This is a genomic window from Caulobacter sp. GW821-FHT12A07, from assembly GCF_058807655.1.
In genome coordinates, this window is the sequence record NZ_JBXAQX010000013.1 from 77,983 (window position 1) to 100,891 (window position 22,909).

The following is a 22,909-nucleotide window of genomic DNA, read 5'->3' on the forward strand; positions in this document are numbered from 1 at the left end:
AAAACGCCCCGTCCTCCAGGCGCCGGGCCGACATGGCGCGGAGGAGGACGGGGCCACGCGGTCGCCGCAACATTACGACCGCGCGTCTCGAAAGAGGTCGGGGGAGCGACCTCTAGAACTTGACCGCCAGCGAGACGCTGTAGTTGCGGCCAGGAGCGGTGTAGCCGTCGACGACCACCGGCTGGGTGGCGGTCGGGGTGGTGGTCGCGCCGCGCACGTCGCTCCACCACCAGTACTTTTCGTCGGTCAGGTTGAAGACGCCGCCGCGCACGGTGACGGCCTGGGTGACGTTCCAGTAGCCGGTGAGGTCGGCGGTGCTGAACGCCGGCGGGGCGAAGCAGGTCCCCGAGCAGGTGACGCCCAGGCTGTCGAACGACTTCTTCTGCACATGCATGACGTTGAACTGGCCGCCGAAGCGACCGGCCGGGTCACGGTAGGACAGGCCGGCCGTGAACTTGGCCGGATCGACCGACTGCAGCGCCGTGCTGACGCCGGCGGTGTTGGTCGAGAAGCCGCGGGCGTAGGCGGCCGTGCCGATCAGGCGCCAATTGTCGCCGAGCAGGACCTCGCCGCGGGCCTCGGCGCCGCTGATCTCGGCCTCGGCCAGGTTGACGTACTGATAGACGGCCGGGTTGGCGGCGGTGAACGCGCCGCTGACCTGCACCTGCTCGATGAAGTCGTCGTATTTGCCGGTGAAGCCGGTGACGCCGAGGTTCCAGGTCGGACGGCGCAGACGGACGCCCAGTTCGAAGCTGCGGCTGGTCTCGGGCTTCAGGTTGGGGTTCGAGATGGCCGTGTAGAAGCTGGTCGGGTTCGAGAAGCCGTTGTTGACCTGCGACGGGGCGGGAGCCTTGAAGCCGCTGGCGGCGTTGGCGAAGACGCTGATCAGGTCGTCGACCTTCCAGACCGCCGACAGCTTGGGCGAGACGTGCGAGTCGCTCTGGCCGACCGGGGTGTTGGCCGTGAACAGCGGGTCGTTCTTCGGGTCCAGCTTGTAGTAGTCGTAGCGCAGGGCCGGGTAGAAGGTGACCGGACCGGCCGCGAACTCGTCCTGCACATAGGCGCCGACCAGGGTGTAGTCGGTGGTCGGGAAGGCGCGGCTGGGGAAGGTTTCGCCGGCCGGCGGCACGGTGCCCGTGCGCAGGCTCTGCTGCTGGGTCAGCGAGGCGTCGGCGCCCCAGACGATGCGGTGCTCGGCGCCGGCCAGCTCCGCCTTGCTGACCAGCTCGAGCGCGCCGCCGAACACTTCGTTGTCGAACTTGGCGTCGCGGGTGCGGTCGGCGGCGGTGTTGCGATCCTCGGCCGAGTACTGCCGGGTCGTGCTGTTCTGGTAGTAGGCGGTGGTGCGGGCGCTCTCAATGAAGCCGTCGCCGCCGGTGAAGGCGTGGGACAGGCTGACGCGGTCGCGTCGCATCTTGTCGAAGGCCGTCAGGCCGATGACCGAGGTCGAGGCCGTCGGGCTGATCGCGATCGCCGACAGCACGTTCCAGTCGATGTCGCGGTCCAGGTGGTCGAGCGTCAGGGTGAACTTGTTGCGGTCGTCGAGGTTGAAGACCAGCTTGCCGAGCACGGCGTTGGACTGGTTGTCCTCGGGGTTGGCGACCGTGCGGGCGACGGTGCGCGAGGCGTTGGTTCCTTGGGTCTCGGTCTCGTGGCCGTCGCGGCGGGTGTAGGCCAGCAGGCCTTCCCAGCGGCCGGTCGAACCGGCGACCAGGGCGCTTTCGCTCCAGCTTTCGTCGGCCGACGAATAGCCGACGCGGCCGCGGGCGGCGAAGTCCTTGCCCTGCAGGATGTCGGCCGGGTCCTTGGTGAAGAAGCTGACCGAGCCGGCCAGACCGTCGCTGCCGTAGAGCGCCGAGGCCGGGCCGCGGACGATCTCGACCGACTTCAGCACGTCGACGTCGACATAGTCGCCGCGACCGGCTGACTGGGCGCCGAAGGCGTAGCTGTCCGGGATGCGGACGCCGTCGACCATGATCAGCACGCGGTTGCCTTCGAGGCCCCGGATGGCGAAGCCGGCGTTGCCGTCGCGGCCCGTCGAGGCGCCGGCGGCGGTGAAGCGCGAGGGCGCGCTGCGCACCGAGACGCCCGGCTCGAAGCGCACCAGATCCTTCACGTCCTCGACCAGAGCGTCCTCGATCTCCTGGCTGGTCGTCACGGTGACGGTGGCCGGGACGTCGAGCACCGACTTCTCGCCGCGGGTGGCGGTGACGGTGATCTTGTCGAGTTCGGCCACGTCGCCCGCAGGGGCGTCAGGCGCGTCGGCGGCGTGGGCGGCGACCGAGCAGAGCAGGGCGGCGGCGGATGCGGCGGCGAAGAAGAGCGTGTTGCGAGACAAGGAAGAACCCCCAGGTAGTCGGCCTTGATGCGAATTGTTCGCATTCGTTGGGAGCGTGCTAAAACCGTCTGGCGGCCTGGTCAAGTTATTTGCAATTGATTCTTAGATTCATCCGCAATAGGAGCCTCTGCAACGACCGATCGTCCTGGAAGGGGGATTCCGATGAAGACCATGCTCGCTTCGGCGGCGCTGCTGGCGGGCCTGGGCCTGGCCGGCCTGGCGCACGCCCACTCGCCCTACATGCTGCCCAGCACCTTCGACGTCTCCGACCGGAAGATCGTCACCGTGCAGGGCTCGTTCACCGAGACCTTCTTCACGCCTGAAGTGGCGATGAAGTCGGACACCTACGCCGTGGTCGGCCCGGACGGCCAGCGCAAGCCGCTGACCCCGACCTACCTGCGCGAGATGGCGCTGGTCGAGGCCCCGGTCGAGGCCGCCGGCACCTACCGCATCACCACCGGCCAGCGCGTCGGCCGCGTCGGCAAGGCCGCCCTGATCAAGGGCGAATGGGAGTTCATGGAGCCGGGCAAGGCGCCGGCCGGCGTCCAGGTCGTGGACATGCAGAGCATCACCACCGCCGACGTCTACGTGACCCGCGGCGCGCCGAGCACGGCCGCCCTGGCCCCGGTCGGCAAGGGCCTGGAGTTCCAGGCGGTCACCCATCCCAGCGACATCACCACCGGCCAGCCGGCCAAGTTCGTGGTGTTGTACGACGGCAAGCCGGTGGCCGGCCAGGAAGTCACGCTGACCGGCGGCAACGACCGCTATTCCGACGTCAAGGCCGCCCCGGTCACCGTCAAGAGCGACGCCCAGGGCCGCTTCGAGATCAAGCCGGACCACTCGGGCGTCTACCAGATCCAGGCCCGCTACCGCGTGGCCCCGGCCGCCGAAGGCCAGCCCGGCCAGAGCCACACCTATTCCCTGACCTTCGAATCCCTGCGTTGAGAACCGACATGATCCGCAAGAGCCTGATCCTGGCCGCCGCCCTGGCCGCCGTCTCCGCCCCGGCCCTGGCCGCCTCGCACGCCCGCGACACCTTCATCAAGGAACAGGACGTCAACGGCGACGGCGTCGTCACCAAGGAAGAGTTCGTCATCACCCGCGACCAGCTGTTCAAGGCGATCGACGCCGACAAGAACGGCTCGCTGTCCAAGGAAGAGTACGTCGGCGAGTTCAAGGCGCGCCTCGAAAAGCGCCTCGCCGCCTCGCCCGACACGGCCGAGAAGAAGGAAGAGGAGCGCGTGCGCCAGATGCGTCAGGCCGACGTGCGCTTCGGCGTGCTCGACAGCGACAAGAGCGGCGCGATCACCCCGGCCGAGTTCGCCTATTCGGGCTGGCGGATGTTCGTGACCCACGACACCAACAAGGACGGGACCGTCTCGGCGGCCGACCCGATCCCCGCCGACACCAACTGAGCCGACACCAACTGAGCCAACACCAACTGAGATCGGCGGCCTGACGCGTGAGCGGTCCTCGCGACCGCTCCGCCAAAGCCTGGGGGGCTGCGGGCCGCCGCCGCCCCCGGCTCCGTTCATCCCCTTGAGGAGCCGGGGGCGATACCCCAGACCGACCTAGCGCTCGTCGCTGAAGCCAGCGACCAGGCCGTCCTTGAAACCGCGCACCTCGTCGCCGATCAGCACGTTCAGCGCCAGGAAGGCGGCGATGGCGTAGAGCAGGGCCAGCGAGCGGTCGCGCCGAGTCATTGATCGTCTCCAGATTGCAATATCAATTGATCTCCATCCTGGCGGATTGTCCAGCCACGCTTGCGTTGGAGACGATGAAGTCCTCGATCGCTCGCGCGAAGGCCTCGGGGCGCTCGAGATAGAGAAAGTGGCCGCTGGCAGGGACCACGACGCGTTTCGCGTCGGGCAGGGCGGCCTCCAGGGCCTTGGCCTGGTCCTGCACGTCTTCGATGTCGACCTCGCCGACCAGGATCAGGGTCGGGACTTTGATCTCGGCCAGGAGCGGCCTGGCGTCGATGGCGAAGCGCTCCTTCTGGTTCGCGCCGATATTGCCCGGATGGGCCTTCAGCTGATCCACCACCCACTGGCGCTGAGCGTCCGCGTCCTTGGTCAGGATGTAGGGATCGCGCGCCGCGCCCTCGATGTCGCCCAGCTTGAACAGGGTCATCAGCTTCAGTCCCCGCGCGATGAAGCCGGCCGAGGGCTTGAACCCGGCCACGAAGGGTCCGACCAGCACCAGGCGCGAGACGCCGTCCGGATGGGCCAGGGCGTAGTCGACGGCCAGGCCGCTTCCGGCGGAGGATCCCACCAGCACCGGCCGCTCGATCTTCAGGGCGGCGATCACCGCCTCCAGGTCCCTGACCGTCTGGTAGGGCGCGGCGGCGGGCGTCGAGGCGCCGAAGCCGCGCCGGTCGTAGCGCACGACCCTGTAGCGCTCGCACAGGGCCGGCCAGGCGGCGTCGAAGGCGGCCTTGTGCAGTATGCCGTCGTGCAGCAGCACCAGGGTGGTCTCGCCCCGACCGCAGGTCTCGTAGGCCAGGCGTCCGTTCTCGACCTCGACGAAGGTCTCGGCGGGCTGGGCCATGGCGGGAGCGGCGAGCAGCAGGCATGTGGCCGCGATCGCCCGAACGGGCGTGGACAGAAGGCGCATCTTTCGTCTCCGGTGTGAGGGAAGGGCGTGGCTCAGCCCGCGTCGCGGATCTCTTCGACGCCGTCGTCAGGCAGGTATTCCAGGATGTCGCCCGGCTGGCAGTCGAGGTAGCGGCAGATGGCGTCGAGGGTGGAGAGGCGCAGGCCCTTCACCTTCCCCGACTTCAGCAACGACAGGTTGGCGTCGGTGATGCCGACGGCGCGGGCGAGTACGTTGGAGCGCACCTTGCGGCGGGCCAGCATGACGTCGAGGCGGACGAGGATCGGCATCAGACGAACGCGTCCCGGTCTTCCTCGATCTCGCGGCCGACCTGCATCACCTGGGCGATGACGAAGACCAGCAGGCCCAGGATCAGGCCCTGGATGCTCGAGAGGTGGAACCAGTTCCTGTCGATCTCCCAGCCGGTCGCCGACAGGAAGAGGTGGCAGAGGAACGGCGAGACGGCGTAGGCGCACAGCCAGGCGCCGACCCGGCCGATGTGGCGGGCGTTGGCCGCGCCGAACACCTCGCCGCCGGCATAGAGCAGAAAGAGCGCCCGCAGGTGGGCCAGGATCGCCAGCACCGGCGCGATGCGTAACGTGCCGACCAGGGCGTAGGCGGTGCGGTGCGGGAGCGACAGCGAGGCGAAGGCCACCGAGTCCGGCGGTCCCTTGCCGATCCAGGCCGCCGTCGGGCCGATGCGGAAATTCTCGCCCGGCCAGGCCAGCACCGCCAGGATCAGCACGCCGGCGATCAGGCCCGTGAGCGCCAGCAGGGCGGTGAGCAGCCAGGCCGGGGCGCGGCTGCCCAGCCGCAGCCGGTGATGGCTGGCCGAGGGCGGCGGCGCGACCGGCGGCGGTCGCAGCGAGACGACGGTGGACACGGAAACCTCCCCTGGGCTTCGATGGATCATCGTTCTTACAGAAAATAATTTCTGTCAAACGATATGAATTGGTGGTCGATCGCGACGGGGCGAGGAACACGGACGGGGCTGGACCATTGAAGTCGGAGCAAGCGGGGAGGGCGCGGCATGCGGCGACGATTGATGGTTCTGGCCCTGGGGCTTTCGCCCCTTGCCGCCTGCCTGCCCAACGGCGTCAAGGACGCCTCGAAGCTGGCGATCTGGCAGGCCAACGGCCTGCCGGCCAAGGCCACCCTGTTGAACCGCATGACGCCCAAGGGCTTCTTCGGACCCAAGGCCGAATGGTCGGGCGCCGGTCCGGCGGTGTGGACGGCGACGGCGGGCGAGGGGATCGTCCTGACCGCCCGTGACGCGGCAAACGGCGAGGCGGTCAGCTACACGCTGGTCGTCGCCGAGCGGCCGGCCTCGGTGGAGAAGGGCTCGCCGATCCGCGACTTCGTGGTCGCCGTCGCCCCGCCACACCTAGTCTCCGATGCCGAGGCTGTCGCCAAGCGGCTGCAGATCTTCTCCGACGCCTCGGAGCCCGCCGACGCGGCCCTGGGCGGCCTGCTGTTCCGCTATGCGCCGGCGGGCGCGGGCTATCGGATCGACGTCGCGCCCGCCTCGTCGCCGCCGTAGACCCGCACCCAGTCGACCAGCAGGCTTTCGGGCAGGGCGGCGTCGTCGACGCCCTTGCGGCCCGTCGTCTCGGCCCAGCGCCCGCCGACCGCCAGGTTCAGGATCAGGTGGAAGCGCTCGTCGAAGGGCCGCCCGCCCGGGCGGCTGAAATAGGGCTTGCCGTCGATAGACCAGGTCAGCCGGCGCGGCGTCCAGTCCAGGGCGAAGACGTGGAAGGTCGTCAGGTCATCGAGCCGGGTCTCGGCGCTGTCGCTGCGGTTGGCGGCCAGGGTCGGGCCGTGGTGCGCCGCCGCTCGCACCACGTCGCGGCAGGACAGGCAGCGGACGCCCAGGTTCACCGCCTCGGCGATGTCGAGCTCGCCCGATAGCGGATAGGGGCCGTAGTTGTCGTGCTCGGGCAGCATCCAGATCGCCGGCCACAGGCCCTGGCCCAGCGGCAGCTTGGCGCGCACCTCGATGCGGCCGTAGCGGAACGAGGCCAGGCCCTTGGTATGGATCCTGCCCGAGGCGTAGTCGCGGACGACGCGGGGCGCGCCGGGGGCGGCGTCGCGAACGGCCGGGCCGGTGGTCCTGGCCCGTCGCGCGGTCAGGCGCAGCACCCCGCTAGACACCGAGACGGCGGCGGGCGTGTAGCACTGGCGCTCCTCGTTGCCGCCGCCCCAGCAGTCGTTCGACGCCGCCCACCTGGCGGGATCGAGCCGCTCGCTGTCGAACTCGTCGGACCAGATCAGGCGTGGCGCGGCCACGGCCGGGACGGCGAGCATGGCCAGCAGCAGGGCCAGCCGGATCACGGGATCGCCGTCGTCGAGCGGCCGCCCTCCGGCAGGGCCAGGGTCACGGCCTTATTGGCCGCCTTGGGCAGCAGGATCTCCACGCCCGACACGGCCCGGGGCGCGGCGGCGGTCAGGGTCCAGCCGGCGCCGCGCGGCTCGACGTCCAGCTCCAGGGCGTCGCGGGCCGACCACCAGTCGCCGAAGCGGTCGGTCGCTCCCATCCAGGCCCGGCCCTTCCAGCGGTCGGCCAGGGCCGCCTCGAAGGCCAGCTTGTCGCCCACCGTGTTGGGGTGGATCAGCACGGTGACCACGCCCCGGTCGCGGGCCACCCTGGCCACCAGGGCGTCGGCGGCGTCGAGCCGCTGCAGCAGGGCCGGCGGCGCCTCGTCCTCGATGGCGACCGGGAACTCGAACACCGGCTGCAACGCGCCGTCCGCCCGTCCGTCGGTCAGCTGGAAGGGCAGGTGGGTCAGCACGGTGTTGGCGGTGATCGACGAGGAATAGCGGTAGCCGCTGGCGTCCAGGGCCTGGGGCAGGGTGAAGGGATAGGCCAGGCGCCCCGGTCGGAACGAGACGACCCGCGCGCCCGCCAACCGCTCCAGCAGGAACTTCGACACCCGCAGCTCGCCGAGGATCGACGCGCCCCGGACGGTGTCGACCGTCTCGACGAACGGCCGGTAGCGGGGATAGCGCTCGCGGCCGTCGCCCAGCGGCATGGCGTGCTCGAAGGCTCCGGAGTGGGCGACGGTGTGGCTGCCCACCTCCTGGCCGCGCGCCAGCAGCCCCTTCACGTCGGCTACCGCCGCGTCGTCGAAGAACACCTTGTCGTTGTAGTCCTTCATGTACTTGGTCTGGACGTAGAAGGTCCCGCGGATGTCGCGCGCCTTCAGGGCGTCAGCATAGGCCAGGGCGTTATGCACCGACGGGCCGTAGTCGACGTCGTGGGTGAACAGGATCGACACCTGCTTGCCGGCCGGGGCGGTGGAGACCAGCTAGGGCATGGGCTCGCCGGCCACGTAGAGGTCGCGCACCCAGCGGAACAGGCTGTCGAGCGAGGGCTCGTAGCCGTTGACGTAGCGCCGGGCCAGCGCTTCGGCCCGGCCGTTCATCGAACGCTGGGCCAACGAGCCGAGATCCACGCCCAGGACGCAGGCCTGGCCGCCGACCTGGCGGCAAGCGGCGGCTGTCGAGCCGTCGTCGAAGCGGGCGGCGACCTGCGCCGTTCCCGGCGCGTAGCCGACGCTGGCGACCTTGGCTTCGCCGGCGGAGGAGACGACGATCTCGTCGGCCTCCGGCTCGCCCGTGGCCTGGCTCCAGCGCATCCGCAGGCGGGACGAGGCCTCGGTTCCCGGGCCGACGCCAAACAGCTCGCCCAGGCCGCCGCCCGCCAGGTTGAAGGCCAGCACGGTGCCGCCGTCGCGAACGTGCTGGGCCAGGGCGCGCAGCTGCTCGGCGGTCAGCACCCGGCCCGAGACGATCGGATAGACCAGCACCACCTTGTGGGTCAGGGCCTTGGCGGGATCCTCCGTGACCGTGATCGGCACGCCGTGGGCGCGGAAGCCGCGCACCAGGCCCAGCCACCCCGACTGCGGGTCGGTGACCAGTATGGCCAGGCGGTGCGGGCCGCCCTTGTCGAACTGGGCGATGCGGGTGCGGGGCGGCTCGACGATCTTCGAGGCCTTGGCCGGACCGCGCACGCCGGGGAAGACATGCATGACCGAAGGATCGGGACGTTCACGCCACCACCACCAGCCGCCGGCGAGCAGTACGGCCAGGACGAGCAGCAGCAGCGGCAGGCGGCGTCGGAACATGCGTCCTCCGGTCGGGGAAGAGGGGCGCGCCCATCCAAACCCGAAAACGCCAAACGCGCGAGCCTGTGATTTCGCCGCGCGGCGAGGTTGCGGTCGTCCGGCGAAGCTTTCCCTTCGGCGCGGGGGCTTCTATATGCGGACGCTTCCTGTTCGTTGTTCGCCCCCGGAAAGACGCCCCGTCCCATGGCCCGCATCCTGATCACCTCGGCCCTGCCGTACATCAACGGCATCAAGCACCTGGGGAACCTCGCGGGGTCGATGCTGCCGGCCGATGTCTATGCGCGCTTCCAGCGGGCCCGGGGCCACGACACCCTCTACATCTGCGCCACCGACGAGCACGGCACCCCGGCCGAGCTGGCCGCCTCGGCCGCCGGCCAGGACGTGGCGACCTATTGCGAAGAGCAGCACGTGCTGCAGCACGACGTGGGCCGCGCCTTCGGCCTGTCGTGGGACCATTTCGGCCGCTCGTCCTCGCCGCAGAACCATCGCCTGACCCAGCACTTCGCCGAGGTGCTGGAAGCCCAGGGTCTGATCGAGGAGCGGGTCGACCAGATGGTCTACTCGATCGACGACCGCCGCTTCCTGCCCGACCGCTACATCGAGGGCACCTGTCCGCACTGCGGCTTCGAGAAGGCGCGCGGCGACCAGTGCGACAACTGCGGCAACCTGCTGGACCCGACCGACCTGAAGGACCCGTACTCGGTGATCTCGGGCTCGCGGAACCTGGAGGTGCGCGACACCAAGCACCTCTACCTGCTGCAGACCAAGATGGCCGAGCGCATCCGCGCCTGGGTCGACAGCCATCCCGACTGGCCGACCCTGGCCAAGTCGATCGCCTACAAGCACCTGGACGAAGGCCTGATCGATCGCGGCATCACCCGGGATCTCGCCTGGGGCGTGCCGGTGACCAAGGACGGCCTGCCGCGTCCGGGCATGGAGGAGAAGGTCTTCTACGTCTGGTTCGACGCGCCGATCGAATACATCGCCGCCACCCAGGAATGGGCCGAGGCGGGCGCCGATCGCGACTGGCGCTCGTGGTGGCGCACCGACGCCGGCGCCGACGACGTCCGCTACGTCCAGTTCATGGGCAAGGACAACGTGGCGTTCCACACCGTCAGCTTCCCGGCCACCATCCTCGGCTCCGAAGAGCCGTGGAAGAGCGTCGACATGCTCAAGGCCTTCAACTGGCTGAACTGGTACGGCGGCAAGTTCTCGACCAGCAACAAGCGCGGCGTGTTCATGGACGCGGCGCTCGACATCCTGCCGCCCGACCTGTGGCGCTGGTACCTGACCTCGAACTCGCCGGAAGGCAGCGACACGGCCTTCACCTGGGAGCAGTTCGCCAGCGCCGTGAACCGCGACCTGGCCGACGTGCTGGGCAATTTCGTCAACCGCATCCTGAAGTTCAACGAGAGCAAGTTCGACGGCCTCGTGCCCGAGGGCGGCGAGATCGGCCCGCTTGAGGAGAAGCTCTACGCCGACGTCGCCGCGCGCCTGGCCGACCTGTCCGAGCAGATGGACGCCATCGAGATCCGCAAGAGCGCCCAGGCGCTGCGGGCCCTGTGGGTGGTCGGCAACGAGTACCTGCAGGAAGCCGCCCCGTGGACGGCGATCAAGACCGACCGCGACCGCGCCGCCGTGATCGTCCGCACGGCCCTGAACCTGGCCGCCCTCTACGCCCGGATATCCGCGCCGTTCATCCCGTTCGCCGCCGAGAAGATCGGCGAGGCCTTCGCCCAGGCGTGGCCGCCGGCGTGGCCGACCGCCGACGTCGCCGCCGAGCTCTCGACCGTGCCCGCCGGCCAGGCGGTGCGTGCGCCGGAGGTGCTGTTCAAGAAGATCGACGAAGACATGATCGCCGAATGGGCCGCCCGCTTCGGCGGGGCGGAGTAGGCCCCCTCCGGCCCTCCGGGCCACCTCCCCCAGAGGGGGAGGATCTGGTCGGCGCGGCGTAGATGCTCCCCCTCTGGGGGAGCTGTCGCGGAGCGACTGAGGGGGCTTTCCACGCGAAACGCCTTCCCCTTCGCCGCACACCGATCTACGGGACGGCCATGCCGCTCGTCGTCCGCCTCTGCCTGTTCTACGTGGCCATCTATCTGGGCACGGGCGTGAGCCTGCCCTACATCGCCACCTTCCTGCGGGCCAAGGGCCTGTCGGGGGCCGAGATCGGCGCCGTGCTGGCCGCGCCCCTGCTGCTCAAGCCGTTCACTGGACCGGTGCTGGCGGTGTGGGCCGACGGCTTCAAGCTGCGCCGCTCGCCGATGATCCTGCTGGCGGTGGCCGCCGCCGTCGCCTACCTCGCCATGCTCATAGCGCCCGGCTTCTGGGGGCTGCTGATCTGCTGGCTGCTGGGCGCGACGCTGCTCTCGACCATCTCGCCGCTGATCGACGTGGTCACCCTGCGCCGGGCGCGGCTGGAGGGCTTCAACTACGGCCTGCCGCGCGGCAGCGGCTCCAGCGCCTTCATCGCCGCCAACCTGGTCATGGGCGTGGTGCTGACGATCGCCGGAGCCGACGTCATCGTCGTCTGGATCACCGTCGCGGCCCTGCTGGCGGCGGCGGCGGCCTTCGTCCTGGTGCCGGCCGAGCAGGTGCACGAGGAGGGCGAGGCCCCGCCCAAGCGCGAGCGCTGGAAGGGCCTGGGCCAACTGCTGACCGACCGGGTGTTCGTGCTGGCGGTGGTCACCGCCGGCCTGATCCAGGGCGCGCACGGCTTCTACTACAGCTTCTCGACCATCCTCTGGCGCAAGCAGGAGATCCCCGAGCCGGTGATCGGCGTGCTGTGGGGCGTCGGCGTCGCGGCCGAGGTCGGGTTCATGTGGTTCCTGGAGCCGTGGCGACGACGGGTTGGCCCCGGCAAGCTGCTGGCCATGGGCGCCGGCGCGGCGGTGATCCGCTGGACCGCCTACGCCTTCGCCCCGCCGCTGTGGGCGCTGTTCCCGCTGCAGATGCTGCACGCCTTCACCTTCGCCGCCAGTTTCCTGGCCTCGCTGCAGCTGATCGAGCGCCTGACGCCGCCCCGCAGCGCCTCGGCCGCCCAGGCCCTGAACTCGGCGGTGTCGCAGGGCTTCACCCTGGGCGCGGCGACCCTGGCCTCGGGGCCGCTGTTCGACGCCCTGGGCGTGAAGGGCTACTGGGCGATGGCGGCGCTGGGGGCGGCGGGCCTTGTCGGCGCCCTGGTGCTGGGCCGAAGCGCGCGGGTGAAGGCGGCCGCCTGAGGCGCGGCTCCGGCAAGCTTGGCTTTATGGGAGAGGTGGGCTAGGCGGACAGCCCTGGGTTTTGTCGTGCGAGCGTCGTCATGTCGTCCACCGTGTTCCAAATGACGCAGCGAGATCTGCTCGCGGCCTGGCGTCTGCAGCGCCGACGTAACGTCTTCATCTGGATAAGCCTTGCCTGCCCGTTCCTGCTCCTCGCCATGTACGGGGCGTTGGTCTGGCCTGACGTCGTCGAGTTCGGCTGGGAAATCCTGCCGTACGAGAACAACACCCTGCTTGGCGTCGCAGTCGTCCTGATCATCGCCAACAGCGCGGTCAACTGGGTGATCCTGCCCCGCAACGCCAAGCGGATCCTGAAGCAGCAGAAGGGGCTGTCGGGCGAGATCACCGCGACGTGGGACGCCGAGGGCATGACCATGGCCGCCGCCACGGGGCACAGCCGTCTGGCCTGGGGCGACTACATCCGCTGGCTGGAGGACGACGCCGTCTTCGTGCTGTTCCACAGCGATAACGTCATCAATACGCTGCCCAAGCGGGTGCTGTCGGACGCGCAGGTCGCGGAAATCCGCGGCAGCCTGACCGCCGCGCTCGGCAAGGCGGGAAAGAAGCGCAAGCTGAACTAGGCGAGGGGCCGCCCTTCGCATAGAGGCGAAAGGCGGCCGTCTTCCCTAGATCTCGTAGGCGATCTCCTGGCCTTCCAGCCACTCGACGATCCGCTCGGCCGCGGCCACCGGATCGACCTTGGTCGTGTCGATGACCAGTTCGGCCGCCTCGGGCGCCTCGTAAGGGCTGTCGATGCCGGTGAAGTTCTTCAGCTGGCCCGAACGCGCCTTCTTGTAGAGACCCTTGACGTCGCGGCTCTCGGCCACGGCCAGCGGGGTGTCGACGAACACCTCGACGAACTCGCCGTCGTTGAGGATCTCGCGCGCCAGGCGGCGCTCGGCCCGGTAGGGCGAGATGAAGGCGGTCAGCACGATCAGGCCGGCGTCGACCATCAGCTTGGCGACCTCGGCCACCCGGCGGATGTTCTCGACGCGGTCTTCCTCGGTGAAGCCGAGGTCCTTGTTGAGGCCGTGGCGGACGTTGTCGCCGTCCAGCAGGTAGGTGTGGCGGCCCAGGGCGTGCAGGCGCTTTTCCACCAGGTTGGCGATGGTCGACTTGCCCGCGCCCGACAGGCCCGTCAGCCAGACCACCCGGCCGCGCTGGCTCTTGAGGGCCGCGCGCGAGGCCTTGGAGACGTCGGTGTGCTGCCAGTGGATGTTGTCGGCCCGGCGCAGGGCGAAGTTCAGCAGGCCCGCGCCGACGGTGCGGTTGCTGATCCGGTCGATCAGGATGAAGCCGCCCAGATCCCGGTTGTCGGCATAGGCCTCGAACGGGATGGCCTGGTCGAGCGAGATGTTGACGTGGGCGATCTCGTTGAGCTCCAGCCGCTTGGCGGCCGTGTGCTCCAGGGTGTTGACGTTCACCCGATGCTTGATCTCTGTGACGCTGGCGCCGACCAGGCGCGCGCCGATCTTCAGCAGGTAGGAGCGGCCCGGGGGCAGGGGCTCGTCGTCCATCCACACCAGGGTGGCCTCGAACTGGCCGGCGACGGCCGACGGGCTGTCGGCGGCGACCAGCACGTCGCCGCGGCTGACGTCGACTTCATCGGCCAGGGTGATGGTCACCGACTGGCCGGCGACGGCCTGGTCGAGGTCGCCCGGCAGGGTGACGATGCGCGACACCCGGCTCTCGCGGCCCGAGGGCAGCACCTTGACCCGGTCGCCAGGCTTCACGACGCCCGAGGCCAGCTGGCCCGAGAAGCCGCGGAAGTCCAGGTTCGGGCGGTTGACCCACTGCACCGGCATGCGGAACGGCTGGGCCTGCAGGCTGTCCTCGACCTCGACGCTCTCCAGCCAGTCCATCAGGATCGGGCCGTCGAACCACGGCGTGTGCTCGCTGCGCACGGCCATGTTGTCGCCGCCCAGGCCCGAGATCGGGATCGGGGTGAAGACGTTCAGGCCGATCTTCTCGGCGAAGGCGCGGTAGTCGGCGACGATGGCGTCGAACACCGCTTGGTCCCAGTCGACCAGGTCCATCTTGTTGACCGCCAGCACCACGTTGCGGATGCCCAGCAGGCTAACGAGGTAGGAGTGGCGGCGGGTCTGGGTCAGCACGCCCTTGCGCGCGTCGATCAGGATCACGGCCGCGTCGGCGGTCGAGGCGCCGGTGACCATGTTGCGGGTGTACTGCTCGTGGCCGGGGGTGTCGGCGACGATGAACTTGCGCTTGTCGGTCGAGAAGAACCGGTAGGCGACGTCGATGGTGATGCCCTGCTCGCGCTCGGCGGCCAGGCCGTCGACCAGCAGGGCGAAGTCGATCGCCCCGCCTTGCGTGCCCACGCGCTTGGAGTCGGCCTCGAGGGCGGCCATCTGGTCCTCGAAGATCATCTTGCTGTCGTAGAGCAGCCGGCCGATCAGGGTGGACTTGCCGTCGTCGACGCTGCCGCAGGTGATGAAGCGCAGCAGCGACTTGTTCTGGTGGGCCTCGAGATAGGCTTCGATGTCTTCGGCGATGAGGGCGGATTGGTGAGCCATCAGAAGTAGCCCTCCTGCTTCTTCTTCTCCATCGAGGCGGACTGGTCGTGGTCGATGACCCGCCCCTGGCGCTCGCTGGTGGTGGTCAGGAGCATCTCCTGGATGATCTCGGGCAGGGTCGAAGCGGTGCTCTCGACGGCGCCGGTCAGCGGGTAGCAGCCGAGGGTGCGGAAGCGGACGCTCTTGATCTGCGGCTCTTCACCCTCGCGCAGGCGGAAGCGCTCGTCGTCGACCATGATCAGCGCGCCGTCGCGCTCGACCACCGGCCGCGGGGCCGAGAAGTAGAGCGGCACGATCGGGATGTTTTCCAGGTGGATGTATTGCCAGACGTCCAGCTCGGTCCAGTTGGAGATCGGGAAGACGCGCAGGCTTTCGCCCGGGTGCTTGCGGGTGTTGTAGAGCTTCCAGAGCTCGGGGCGCTGGTTCTTCGGGTCCCAGCGCTGCTCGGCCGAGCGGAAGCTGAACACGCGCTCCTTGGCGCGGCTCTTCTCCTCGTCGCGGCGGGCGCCGCCGAAGGCCGCGTCGAAGCCGTACTTGGCCAGGGCCTGCTTGAGGCCTTCGGTCTTCCAGAGGTCGGTGTGCAGGGCGCTGCCGTGGTCGAACGGGTTGATGCCGCGCGCCTCGGCCTCGGGGTTCTTGTGGACCAGCAGGTCGAAGCCGAGCTGCTCGGCGACCTTGTCGCGCAGCTCGTACATCGCCTTGAACTTCCAGGTCGTGTCGACGTGCAGCAGCGGGAAGGGCGGCTTGCTGGGATAGAACGCCTTGGCGGCCAGGTGCAGCATCACCGCGCTGTCCTTGCCGATCGAGTACAGCATGACCGGGTTTTCGCACTCGGCCGCGACCTCGCGCATGATGTGGATGCTCTCGGCTTCCAGGCGCTGCAGGTGGGTCAGGCGAGCGGGCGTGATTGCGGGCATAGGCGGCTCGAAAGCGACGGCGGACGCCTGAGGTGCAAGCTGGGTAAGGGGCAAGACAGTCGTCCGCAAACAGAAAAACTTCATCGGCGCCAGGCGGCTTTCCGACGAAGAACCGGGGGAGCCTGCGACCTAGGTCTCCGGGGCCTCGCGGGCAAGGCGCAGAAATCTAGGGTCGCTGTAAGCTTGTGTGGGCGCCCCGTTGCGGCAACATGACCAAAAGTTCATTCGAGCCTGGCCGTAGGTTGCTGCATAACGACGGTATCGGACCGACGGGTGAACCGATGTCATTCCTGACTGAAATCTTCGCGGCGATCGTGCTGTGGCTTTCCGCCATGGCCCTGTGCCAGTTCGGCGTGGTCATCGAAAGCAAGATGCCCAAGCCCAAGGCCGAACGCACCGTGGCGCGCACGCCGCGCGACGCCGCGCGCATCGACACGCCGCCGCGGATCGTCTGTCCCGAGCGCGCCGCGGGCGTCGTCCGCGCCTGATCCGTCCGCCCCGAGAGCGCCTCGAAAAGCCCCTTCGGCGCGCGTAAGGCATGGCCGGCTTTGGGGAAAACCGTTGCAAGCGGCTAGGCGCAGGCGTCATTCGCGGCTAGGTTTACTCGCCTGCGCGAAGAAGGGGCTTGCGCGCTGTGTCGCTGTGAGAGGCCCCCTCACCGTTCGCCTTGGGACAGTGGCTGCGTATGAAGCCTAAGAAGCGCCGACCGCTCGACTTTTCCACCCTGCCGGTGGAGACGCCCCGCGAGGATGCGGCGCCCCCTTCTGGTCTGCCCGAAGCCGACTCACTTGTTGCCTCGTTCCAGGAGCCGGATCCCGACGCGCCGGTCACCGAGCCCGACAACGATCTCGACATCGCCGATCCCGAGACCGGGTTCCTGGCCGCGCCGCCGCGTGGCGCGCGTCCGCCGTCGTACCAGGCGCCCGAGCCTCAGGCCGAGCCCTCCGCCGAGCCGGTCCCCGAGCCGCTGACTTCGTCGGTCGCGTCCGAACCCGCGCCAGAGCCCGAGGCCCCGACGCCCGACCCGTTCGAGCCGGTGCTGCGCGAGGATCGCACCACGGCCCGCCGCTCGTTCTTCCGCACGAACAAGACGCCGGACCCGGAGCCGCCGCCGGCTCCCAAGTTCGAGCCGATCGCGCCGGAACCGGTCGCCGAGGCCGCGCCGCCGGAGCCGGAACCCGCGCCGGCGCCTGAGCCAGAGCCCGCTCCGCAGTACGGTTCGATGCGCGCCCGCCTGAAGGCCGAGCGCGAACGCGAACAGGCCAGCGCGCCCACGGCCGACGACCTGTCGCCGCTGCCCACCTTCCTGACCGCGCCAGCCGCCGCCCAGCCGCCGGCCCCGCGCGTCGAGCCCGAACCGCCCGCCAGGCCGGAGCCGGCCAAGCAGTCGGTCGCCCAGTCTTCGGCCCAGACGCCCGAACGCCGGGTCCATGCCCTCTCCGAGACGACCGAGCGCAAGCCGATGCCCGGCGGCGTCTATTGGAGCCTGGCCGTCTGCGTCGCCGCCCTGTGGGCCGTGGCGCCGGTGATGTTCGCCCTCGGCTACGGCCCCAGCCTGCCGATGCCGATCACCATGGCGGTGTTCTCGGCCCTGGCCGCCGGTCCGGCCGCCTTTATCCTGCTGGCCGCCTACATGCTGCGCCAGGCGCTGGGCGTGTCGGCCGAGCTGCGCCGCACCCGTGAGCTGACCGACCAGCTGCTGACCCCGGCCACCCTGGCCGCCGCCGGCGCCACCGGCGTGGTCGACGCCCTCAGCGGCCAGATCGACGCGGCCACCAGCGCCGCCGACGCCGCCCGCGAGCGCATCGTCACCCTGCGCCAGGCGCTCGCCGAAGAGACCGCCCGTCTGGTCGAGGCCGCCGACACCTCCAGCCGGATGGCCAAGCAACTGGCCGAGGGCCTGGGCCACGAACGCAGCGCCATGCAGGCGTTGTCGACCACGCTGGACGCCCAGTCGACCTCGGTGGTCGACGCCATCGGCAGCCAGGCCCGCATGGTCGCCGAGGCCTCCGACCTCGCCGAGACCCAGCTCCGCGAAGCCGAGGCCGCGCTGGCCGCCCGCGCCGCCGACCTGGCCGCCGCCGCCGCCGAGGCCTCGGACGCCGCCCGCATCGGGGCCGAGGACCTGTCGCGCCAGATCGCCCGCCTGGAAACCGCCGGCCAGGGCGTCGGCGACCAGATCGGCAATGTCGAACGCAGCCTGGCCTCGCAGCGCGCCGCCCTGGTGGCCGCCGCCCAGGCCCTGCGCGCCGACCAGGAGGACTTCTCCTCCGAGACCGAGACCCGCACCGCCCAGCTCACCGAGTTCGTGGCCTACACCCGCGTCGGCGCTTCCGAGCTCGGCGACATCGCCGCCATGGGCGCCGAGGTGCTACGCGGCCTGATCGTCTCGTCCGGCGACCAGCTGCGCGAGATGGCCGAGGCCGCCCGCGCCGAGCGCGAGGCCCTGGCCGCCGAGACCCAAGCCGCTCTGGCCCGCCTGGAAGCCGCCGCCGCCGACCGTCGCGGCGACCTCGAGGGCGAGCTGACCCGCGCCATGAACGCCATCACCGACGCCGCCCAGCGGGCCGGGGAGGGCGTCGAACTGCGCGTCGAGACCGCCCGCGGCCGCGTCGACCAGCTGAACGAGATCGCCTTCTCGGCCGGCCAGAAGGCCGACGCCGTGTTCGAATCCCGCATGCAGGAAGCCCGGGACCTGATCGAGAGCTCGGCCCAGGTGGTCGAGCAGGCCGGCGCCCGCACCGCCCAGAAGCTGGCCGAGACCGTCGAGACCGCTCGCGGCTCGATCGCCGAGATGGAGCGCATCCTGGCCGAGGCCGGCCAGCGCAGCGCCGCCCTGCCGGGCGAGGCCCTGGCCCGCGCCGCCGAGGTCCGCGCCCAGATCGAGAAGGGCATCGACGACCTGCGCGCCGCCGCCCGCAAGACCGCCGAGGAGACTGCGGCCATCGACCAGGCCTTCCAGGACCGCGTGCGCCGCAACTACGAGATGCTCAGCGAGGCGGTCAGCACGATGAACGCGGCCGCCGCCGCGACGCCGACCTTCGCCGCCCCGTCGAACCGTGGCGCGGCCGGCCTGGTGCGTCCGCCCCAGCCGCAATCTCAGCCGCAGCAGCCGGCTCCCCAGCCCGCGCCGCAACCGGCCCCGCCGCCGCAGCAGCGCCAGGCGCCTCCGCCGCCGGTCCAGCCCGCGCCGCAGCCGCCGCGCGCCCAGACCCCGCCGCCGGCGCCCTATCCCTATCCCAACGAGGATTTCGCGCCGCTGGAGCCGCCGCCGCGCCAGCGCCTGAAGCTGACGCCCACGGCCACTGACGACGAGTTCCGCACCATGTTCGACGCCGCCGGCGGCCGTGGTCCGGCGCCCGCGCCGGCCGAGCCCGCGCAGGACGAGGGCTGGAGCTGGAAGACCGTGCTGGGCGACGCCCAGAACAGCTCGCCGGGCGACGCGGCCCTCGGTGAAAAGCTGGCCGGCGAGATCCTGGCCATGGGCATCGACCCGTCGGCCCTGCTGCCGCGCGGCCGCATCGACGAGATCGCCGCCGCCATCCAGACCCACGACGAGAACGGCGCCCGCGAGGTGGTCAAGAAGCTGGCCCCGGCCGCCATCCGCCGCCTGGTCCGCCGCCTGTTCTCGGACGCGCCGCTGAAGTCCAACGCCGAGCGCTTCGTGCGCCGCTACGCCGGCATGATCAACGAGGCCGCCCAGCAGGATCGCGAGGGCTTCCTCGTGGCCGCCCTGCTAGCCTCGGAAGCCGGCCGCGCCTACCTGCTGCTGGACGCGGCGGCCAGCGACCTGGCCTGATCCGGTGCTGAAGCGCGCCTTCGACCTCGCCGCCTCGGCCGCGGGCCTGCTGGTGCTGGCCCTGCCGCTGTTGGCGGTGGCGGCGCTGGTGCGCGCCACCTCGCCGGGGCCGGCGCTCTACTGGTCGCAGCGGGTGGGGCGGGGCAACCGCCTGTTTCCCATGCCCAAGTTCCGCACCATGCGGATCGACGCTCCCGAGGTCGCCACCCACCTGCTGGAAGACCCGGTCCGCTGGCTGACGCCGGTCGGCCCGCTGCTGCGCAAGACCAGCCTCGACGAGCTGCCGCAGCTGTGGAGCGTGCTGGTGGGCCACATGAGCCTGGTCGGCCCGCGCCCGGCCCTGTTCAACCAGGATGACTTGGTCGCCGCCCGCACCGCCGCCGGCGTCGACGCCCTGCGTCCCGGCGTCACCGGCTGGGCCCAGATCAACGGCCGCGACGAGCTGGCCATCCCCGACAAGGTGGCGCTGGACGCCGAATATCTGGCCCGGGCCTCGTTCCTGTTCGACCTGAAGATCCTGGTGGGCACCGTGGCGCCGGTGGTGCTGGGCAAGGGCGTGCGGGCCTGACGCTTCGGGTCTTGCGCCTGCGTGTCCGGATCGGCCAAGCTGAACCTTGAGGCGAGTGGGGGCGTGATGCGGAAGATCGGACTTGGCGCGGGCCTGGCGACGGCCGCCCTGATGACGCTGGCCGGCTGCGCCGAACAGAAGAAAGCGCCGCCCCTGCCGCCGCTCGACGGCCTGCTGGCCTTCAAGGACGCCGCGCGCTGCCAGCCCGCGCCCGACCTGCAGCGCCTGACCACCAGCGTCGTGAAGTTCGAGGGCTCTCCCATGGAGCTGACCGTGCTGCCGGCCGTCCCGCAGGTTCCGGAAGCCTACCGATCGCAGGTCGGCGAGCCGGACGTGGAGATGAACGGCGACACCTATCGCGCCATCGTTCCCCTGTCGGGAACCTGGCGCGGCCTGAAGGTGCGCCAGATCGCGGTCGGCGGCTGGATGGGCTACGGAAATCGCATGTGGATCGGCTTCGACGCGCCGTTCGAAGACGTGCTGCGCGAGGTCAATGCGGCCGGCTTCCGGCTGGGCCAGCAGGGCCGGCGCGTCGACACCAGCGGTCCTCCGGGCGTGAAGGTGACGATCGCCGTCGAGCGCGATCAGGCCGAGGGCGCCGTGCTGAGCTGCAGCATCGGCTGAGTTTCCGCGCGGGCTCCGTATGCGGAGGGTTCATGGATCCGCAAAATCCCCGCGAAAGCGGGGACCCAGGCTTTTTCTGAAACCCACGGCGCTCGACGATAAAACGCCTGGGCCCCCGCTTTCGCGGGGGTTTTGCGGATTTAACTAGGCGAGCTCCCCGTAAGCCTTCTCCACCGCCGCCACGAACGTTGCGTTCGACGCCAGTTCGGCCGGGAACACCGCGTCCACCGTCAGGAACGCGGCCACGTCGCCCGTCACGTCGCCCGGCAGGGCCTGGACCACGGCCAGCAGGCGGTCGGCCAGCGGGTCGGTGACGGCGACGCCTTCGGCGGCGCGTTTCTTCAGGAAATGGAACCAGGCGGCGATCGGCACGGCCAGGCGATCGACCGGTCGGCCGGCCTCCAGCGCGTCCTTCACCGTGCCGAGGATGCGGAACGGCAGCTTCTGCGAGCCGTCCCAGGCGATCTGGCTCAGGAAGTGGCGGATCTCGGGATTGCGGAAGCGGTCGAGGATGGCCTCGGCGTAGGCGACGAGGTCCAGGCCGCGCGGGGCGGTCAGGGTGGGGATGATGTCCTGGACCATCAGGTCGCGGGCCAGGGTCTCCAGGGCCGGGTCGCCGACCGCCTCGAACACAGTCTCATGGCCCTTCAGCAGGCCGGCATAGGCCAGGGTGGAGTGCACGCCGTTCAGCAGCCGCAGCTTGGCCCGCTCGAAGCCGCGCACGTCGTCGGTCAGGGTGACGCCGACGGAGGCGAGGTCGGGGGCGCCGTCTCCGAGAACGTCCTCGACCACCCACTGGGTGAAGGCCTCGCGCTGGATCGGCCAGGCGTCGAAGAGGCCGGTGGCGGCCTGGACGCGGGCGCGCAGGGCGTCGTCGGTGGCCGGGGTGATGCTGTCGACCATGGTGCGCGGGAAGGCGGCGTTCTGCTCGATCCACGAGGCCAGGGCCGGATCCACCGCCTCGGCGAAGGCGATCGTGGCCGCCTTCAGCCGCCAGCCGTTGTCGGCGAGGTTGTCGCAGGCGACGACCGCGTAGGGCGGCAGGCCGGCGGCGAAGCGACGACGCAGGCCCTCGACGATGTAGCCCACGGCGCTGACCGGGCCGCGCGGCGAGGCCAGGTCATGGACGATGTCGGGATGGCCGGTGTCGAGCTTGCCCTCGCCGGTCAGGCAGTAGCCCTTCTCGGTGACGGTCAGGGTGACGAGGCGCGTCTGCGGCGCGGCCAGGCGGGCGAACACGGCCTCGGGATCCTCCGGCGCGACCAGCACTTCCAGGATCGAGCCGATGACGCGGAAGCTGGTTTCGCGGTCCAGCTGGGCCAGGGTGTAGAGGCCGTCCTGGGGCGAGAGCGCGTCTCGCACGCCGGGGCTCTTCAGCGAGACGGCGCAGATCCCCCAGCGCGGGTCGCTCTCCAGCAGACGGTCGAAATAGAAGGCCTGGTGGGCGCGGTGGAAGGCGCCGGGACCGAAGTGGACGACGCCGATCTCCACCTTGTCGCGGTCGTAGCCTGGCAGGGCCGTGCCGGGCAGGGCGGCCGGATAGCTGACGGCGCTCAGGCGCAGGGACGAGCTGGCGGTGTCGGTGGTCACAGGGGGCGCCTCGATAATGCTGGTTCGGCGGATCTGGCGTCCGCCCGAACGCCTAGATGCGGCGCCGAGACACCGGTGGCAATCCTGTCTTCGCCAGCATCGCACGCTGGGAACGGCGATCCGGCGGAAAGCGCCTCGGCGTTATATTTTTCACATAAAACCGAAGGCTGTAGCGCCAAGCTTGCCGCCGCAAGGGAAGAGCATGCGCAAGTTTCTGATCATCGCGGCGGTGTTGGCGTCGGGCGTTGCGGCGTCGAGTTGCGACCGGGTCGAGGCCGACGCTCCGGCCGCCCAGCGGGCCGTGGTGACGCGGGCCTGCGTCGACGGCAAGCTCACGGGCCTGGGCCTCAAGTACGACCGGATCGGCTGCGCCTGCGCGGCCAATGTGCTGCAGGCCCAGCTGTCGCCGGCGGCGATGACGGTGCTGGAGGACTATGCGCGCGGCCGCGAGAACGGCTTCGCCCAGGCCCTGCCGACCTTGCCGGCCGAGGAGCAGGCGCTGTTCGCCAAGGGCGACGGCGGTACGGCCCTGGCCAAGGTGGCCGCCGACTGTCGCTGATCGCGGC

At 70.3% G+C, this 22,909-nt stretch carries 22 protein-coding genes; 11 read left to right on the forward strand and 11 right to left on the reverse strand.

The genetic code is table 11. From position 1 onward, the window contains the following. Positions 1-112: 112 nt before the first annotated feature. Positions 113-2,338 (reverse strand): TonB-dependent hemoglobin/transferrin/lactoferrin family receptor, encoded by a 2,226-nt coding sequence (locus AC1RRS_RS21630; protein ID WP_492856953.1) that lies wholly within the window; start codon positions 2,336-2,338, stop codon positions 113-115. Positions 2,339-2,500: 162 nt separating this feature from the next. Between AC1RRS_RS21630 and AC1RRS_RS21635 the strand changes: the two genes are divergently transcribed. Both AC1RRS_RS21635 and AC1RRS_RS21640 read left to right on the forward strand, forming a co-directional pair. After that, positions 2,501-3,283, forward strand: a complete 783-nt coding sequence (locus AC1RRS_RS21635) for a DUF4198 domain-containing protein (protein ID WP_492856954.1) — start codon at positions 2,501-2,503, stop codon at positions 3,281-3,283. Between the two features lie 8 nt (positions 3,284-3,291). Continuing rightward, on the forward strand, positions 3,292-3,753 hold the full coding sequence (locus tag AC1RRS_RS21640; protein ID WP_492856955.1) for an EF-hand domain-containing protein: 462 nt from the start codon (positions 3,292-3,294) through the stop codon (positions 3,751-3,753). 156 nt (positions 3,754-3,909) lie between these two features. Here AC1RRS_RS21640 and AC1RRS_RS21645 read toward each other — a convergent pair whose 3' ends face one another. From AC1RRS_RS21645 to AC1RRS_RS21660, 4 genes are read right to left on the reverse strand one after another with little or no spacing between them, the layout of a single operon-like run. Further along, complete coding sequence (locus tag AC1RRS_RS21645) at positions 3,910-4,041, reverse strand: hypothetical protein (RefSeq protein ID WP_255580316.1); 132 nt, start codon at positions 4,039-4,041, stop codon at positions 3,910-3,912. Between the two features lie 22 nt (positions 4,042-4,063). Next, a complete protein-coding gene (locus tag AC1RRS_RS21650) occupies positions 4,064-4,951 on the reverse strand; it encodes an alpha/beta fold hydrolase (RefSeq protein WP_492856956.1) in 888 nt (295 codons plus the stop codon). 32 nt (positions 4,952-4,983) lie between these two features. Then, positions 4,984-5,220 carry a helix-turn-helix domain-containing protein gene (locus AC1RRS_RS21655; RefSeq protein ID WP_492856957.1) on the reverse strand — a complete coding sequence of 79 codons (237 nt, stop codon included), beginning with the start codon at positions 5,218-5,220 and terminating at the stop codon, positions 4,984-4,986. Next, on the reverse strand, positions 5,220-5,813 hold the full coding sequence (locus AC1RRS_RS21660; RefSeq protein ID WP_492856958.1) for a DUF2975 domain-containing protein: 594 nt from the start codon (positions 5,811-5,813) through the stop codon (positions 5,220-5,222). The genes AC1RRS_RS21655 and AC1RRS_RS21660 overlap by 1 nt, the downstream gene beginning before the upstream one ends. A 147-nt stretch (positions 5,814-5,960) precedes the next feature. On the opposite strand from AC1RRS_RS21660, the gene AC1RRS_RS21665 reads away from it, so the two are divergent. Further along, entirely contained in the window at positions 5,961-6,470 is a 510-nt protein-coding gene (locus tag AC1RRS_RS21665) for a hypothetical protein (protein ID WP_492856959.1), read from the forward strand. Here the strand turns inward: AC1RRS_RS21665 and AC1RRS_RS21670 are convergent. The 3 genes from AC1RRS_RS21670 to AC1RRS_RS21680 are packed head-to-tail and all read right to left on the reverse strand — an operon-like array spanning position 6,431 to position 9,054. Further along, positions 6,431-7,261: a glycoside hydrolase family 16 protein gene (locus AC1RRS_RS21670; protein ID WP_492856960.1), complete on the reverse strand. Its 831-nt coding sequence runs from the start codon at positions 7,259-7,261 to the stop codon at positions 6,431-6,433. The genes AC1RRS_RS21665 and AC1RRS_RS21670 overlap by 40 nt on opposite strands. Then, positions 7,258-8,205, reverse strand: a complete 948-nt coding sequence (locus AC1RRS_RS21675) for a polysaccharide deacetylase family protein (protein ID WP_492856961.1) — start codon at positions 8,203-8,205, stop codon at positions 7,258-7,260. Before AC1RRS_RS21675 ends, AC1RRS_RS21670 begins: the two co-directional genes overlap by 4 nt. A 30-nt stretch (positions 8,206-8,235) precedes the next feature. Beyond that, positions 8,236-9,054, reverse strand: a complete 819-nt coding sequence (locus AC1RRS_RS21680) for a hypothetical protein (RefSeq protein ID WP_492856962.1) — start codon at positions 9,052-9,054, stop codon at positions 8,236-8,238. A gap of 183 nt (positions 9,055-9,237) precedes the next feature. On the opposite strand from AC1RRS_RS21680, the gene metG reads away from it, so the two are divergent. From metG to AC1RRS_RS21695, 3 genes are all read left to right on the forward strand, one after another. Then, entirely contained in the window at positions 9,238-10,947 is a 1,710-nt protein-coding gene (gene metG / locus AC1RRS_RS21685) for a methionine--tRNA ligase (protein ID WP_492856963.1), read from the forward strand. A gap of 158 nt (positions 10,948-11,105) precedes the next feature. Then, the gene (locus AC1RRS_RS21690) at positions 11,106-12,272 is read left to right on the forward strand and encodes an MFS transporter (RefSeq protein ID WP_492856964.1); all 1,167 of its coding nucleotides are present in this window, start codon (positions 11,106-11,108) and stop codon (positions 12,270-12,272) included. Between the two features lie 101 nt (positions 12,273-12,373). Further along, on the forward strand, positions 12,374-12,892 hold the full coding sequence (locus tag AC1RRS_RS21695; protein ID WP_492856965.1) for a YcxB family protein: 519 nt from the start codon (positions 12,374-12,376) through the stop codon (positions 12,890-12,892). Positions 12,893-12,937: 45 nt separating this feature from the next. On the opposite strand, the gene cysN is transcribed toward AC1RRS_RS21695, so the two are convergent. Together cysN and cysD are read right to left on the reverse strand one after the other, a co-directional pair. Further along, on the reverse strand, positions 12,938-14,845 hold the full coding sequence (cysN, locus tag AC1RRS_RS21700) for a sulfate adenylyltransferase subunit CysN (protein WP_492856966.1): 1,908 nt from the start codon (positions 14,843-14,845) through the stop codon (positions 12,938-12,940). Next, entirely contained in the window at positions 14,845-15,816 is a 972-nt protein-coding gene (gene cysD / locus AC1RRS_RS21705; protein ID WP_492856967.1) for a sulfate adenylyltransferase subunit CysD, read from the reverse strand. Before cysD ends, cysN begins: the two co-directional genes overlap by 1 nt. Before the next feature lie 227 nt (positions 15,817-16,043). Here cysD and AC1RRS_RS21710 point away from each other — a divergent pair, with 227 nt between their 5' ends. The 4 genes from AC1RRS_RS21710 (at position 16,044) to AC1RRS_RS21725 (ending at position 20,753) form a co-directional block, all read left to right on the forward strand. After that, positions 16,044-16,250 (forward strand): hypothetical protein, encoded by a 207-nt coding sequence (locus AC1RRS_RS21710; protein ID WP_487290993.1) that lies wholly within the window; start codon positions 16,044-16,046, stop codon positions 16,248-16,250. Positions 16,251-16,447: 197 nt separating this feature from the next. Then, positions 16,448-19,561: a polar localization protein TipN gene (locus AC1RRS_RS21715; protein WP_492856968.1), complete on the forward strand. Its 3,114-nt coding sequence runs from the start codon at positions 16,448-16,450 to the stop codon at positions 19,559-19,561. A 7-nt stretch (positions 19,562-19,568) separates the two neighbouring features. Beyond that, a complete protein-coding gene (locus AC1RRS_RS21720) occupies positions 19,569-20,129 on the forward strand; it encodes a sugar transferase (protein WP_492857014.1) in 561 nt (186 codons plus the stop codon). Positions 20,130-20,195: 66 nt separating this feature from the next. Beyond that, the gene (locus tag AC1RRS_RS21725) at positions 20,196-20,753 is read left to right on the forward strand and encodes a hypothetical protein (protein WP_492856969.1); all 558 of its coding nucleotides are present in this window, start codon (positions 20,196-20,198) and stop codon (positions 20,751-20,753) included. A 144-nt stretch (positions 20,754-20,897) separates the two neighbouring features. Here the strand turns inward: AC1RRS_RS21725 and AC1RRS_RS21730 are convergent, their stop codons facing one another. Further along, the gene (locus tag AC1RRS_RS21730; protein ID WP_492856970.1) at positions 20,898-22,343 is read right to left on the reverse strand and encodes a mannitol dehydrogenase family protein; all 1,446 of its coding nucleotides are present in this window, start codon (positions 22,341-22,343) and stop codon (positions 20,898-20,900) included. 202 nt (positions 22,344-22,545) lie between these two features. Between AC1RRS_RS21730 and AC1RRS_RS21735 the strand changes: the two genes are divergently transcribed. Continuing rightward, positions 22,546-22,902 (forward strand): hypothetical protein, encoded by a 357-nt coding sequence (locus AC1RRS_RS21735; RefSeq protein ID WP_492856971.1) that lies wholly within the window; start codon positions 22,546-22,548, stop codon positions 22,900-22,902. Positions 22,903-22,909: the final 7 nt, after the last annotated feature.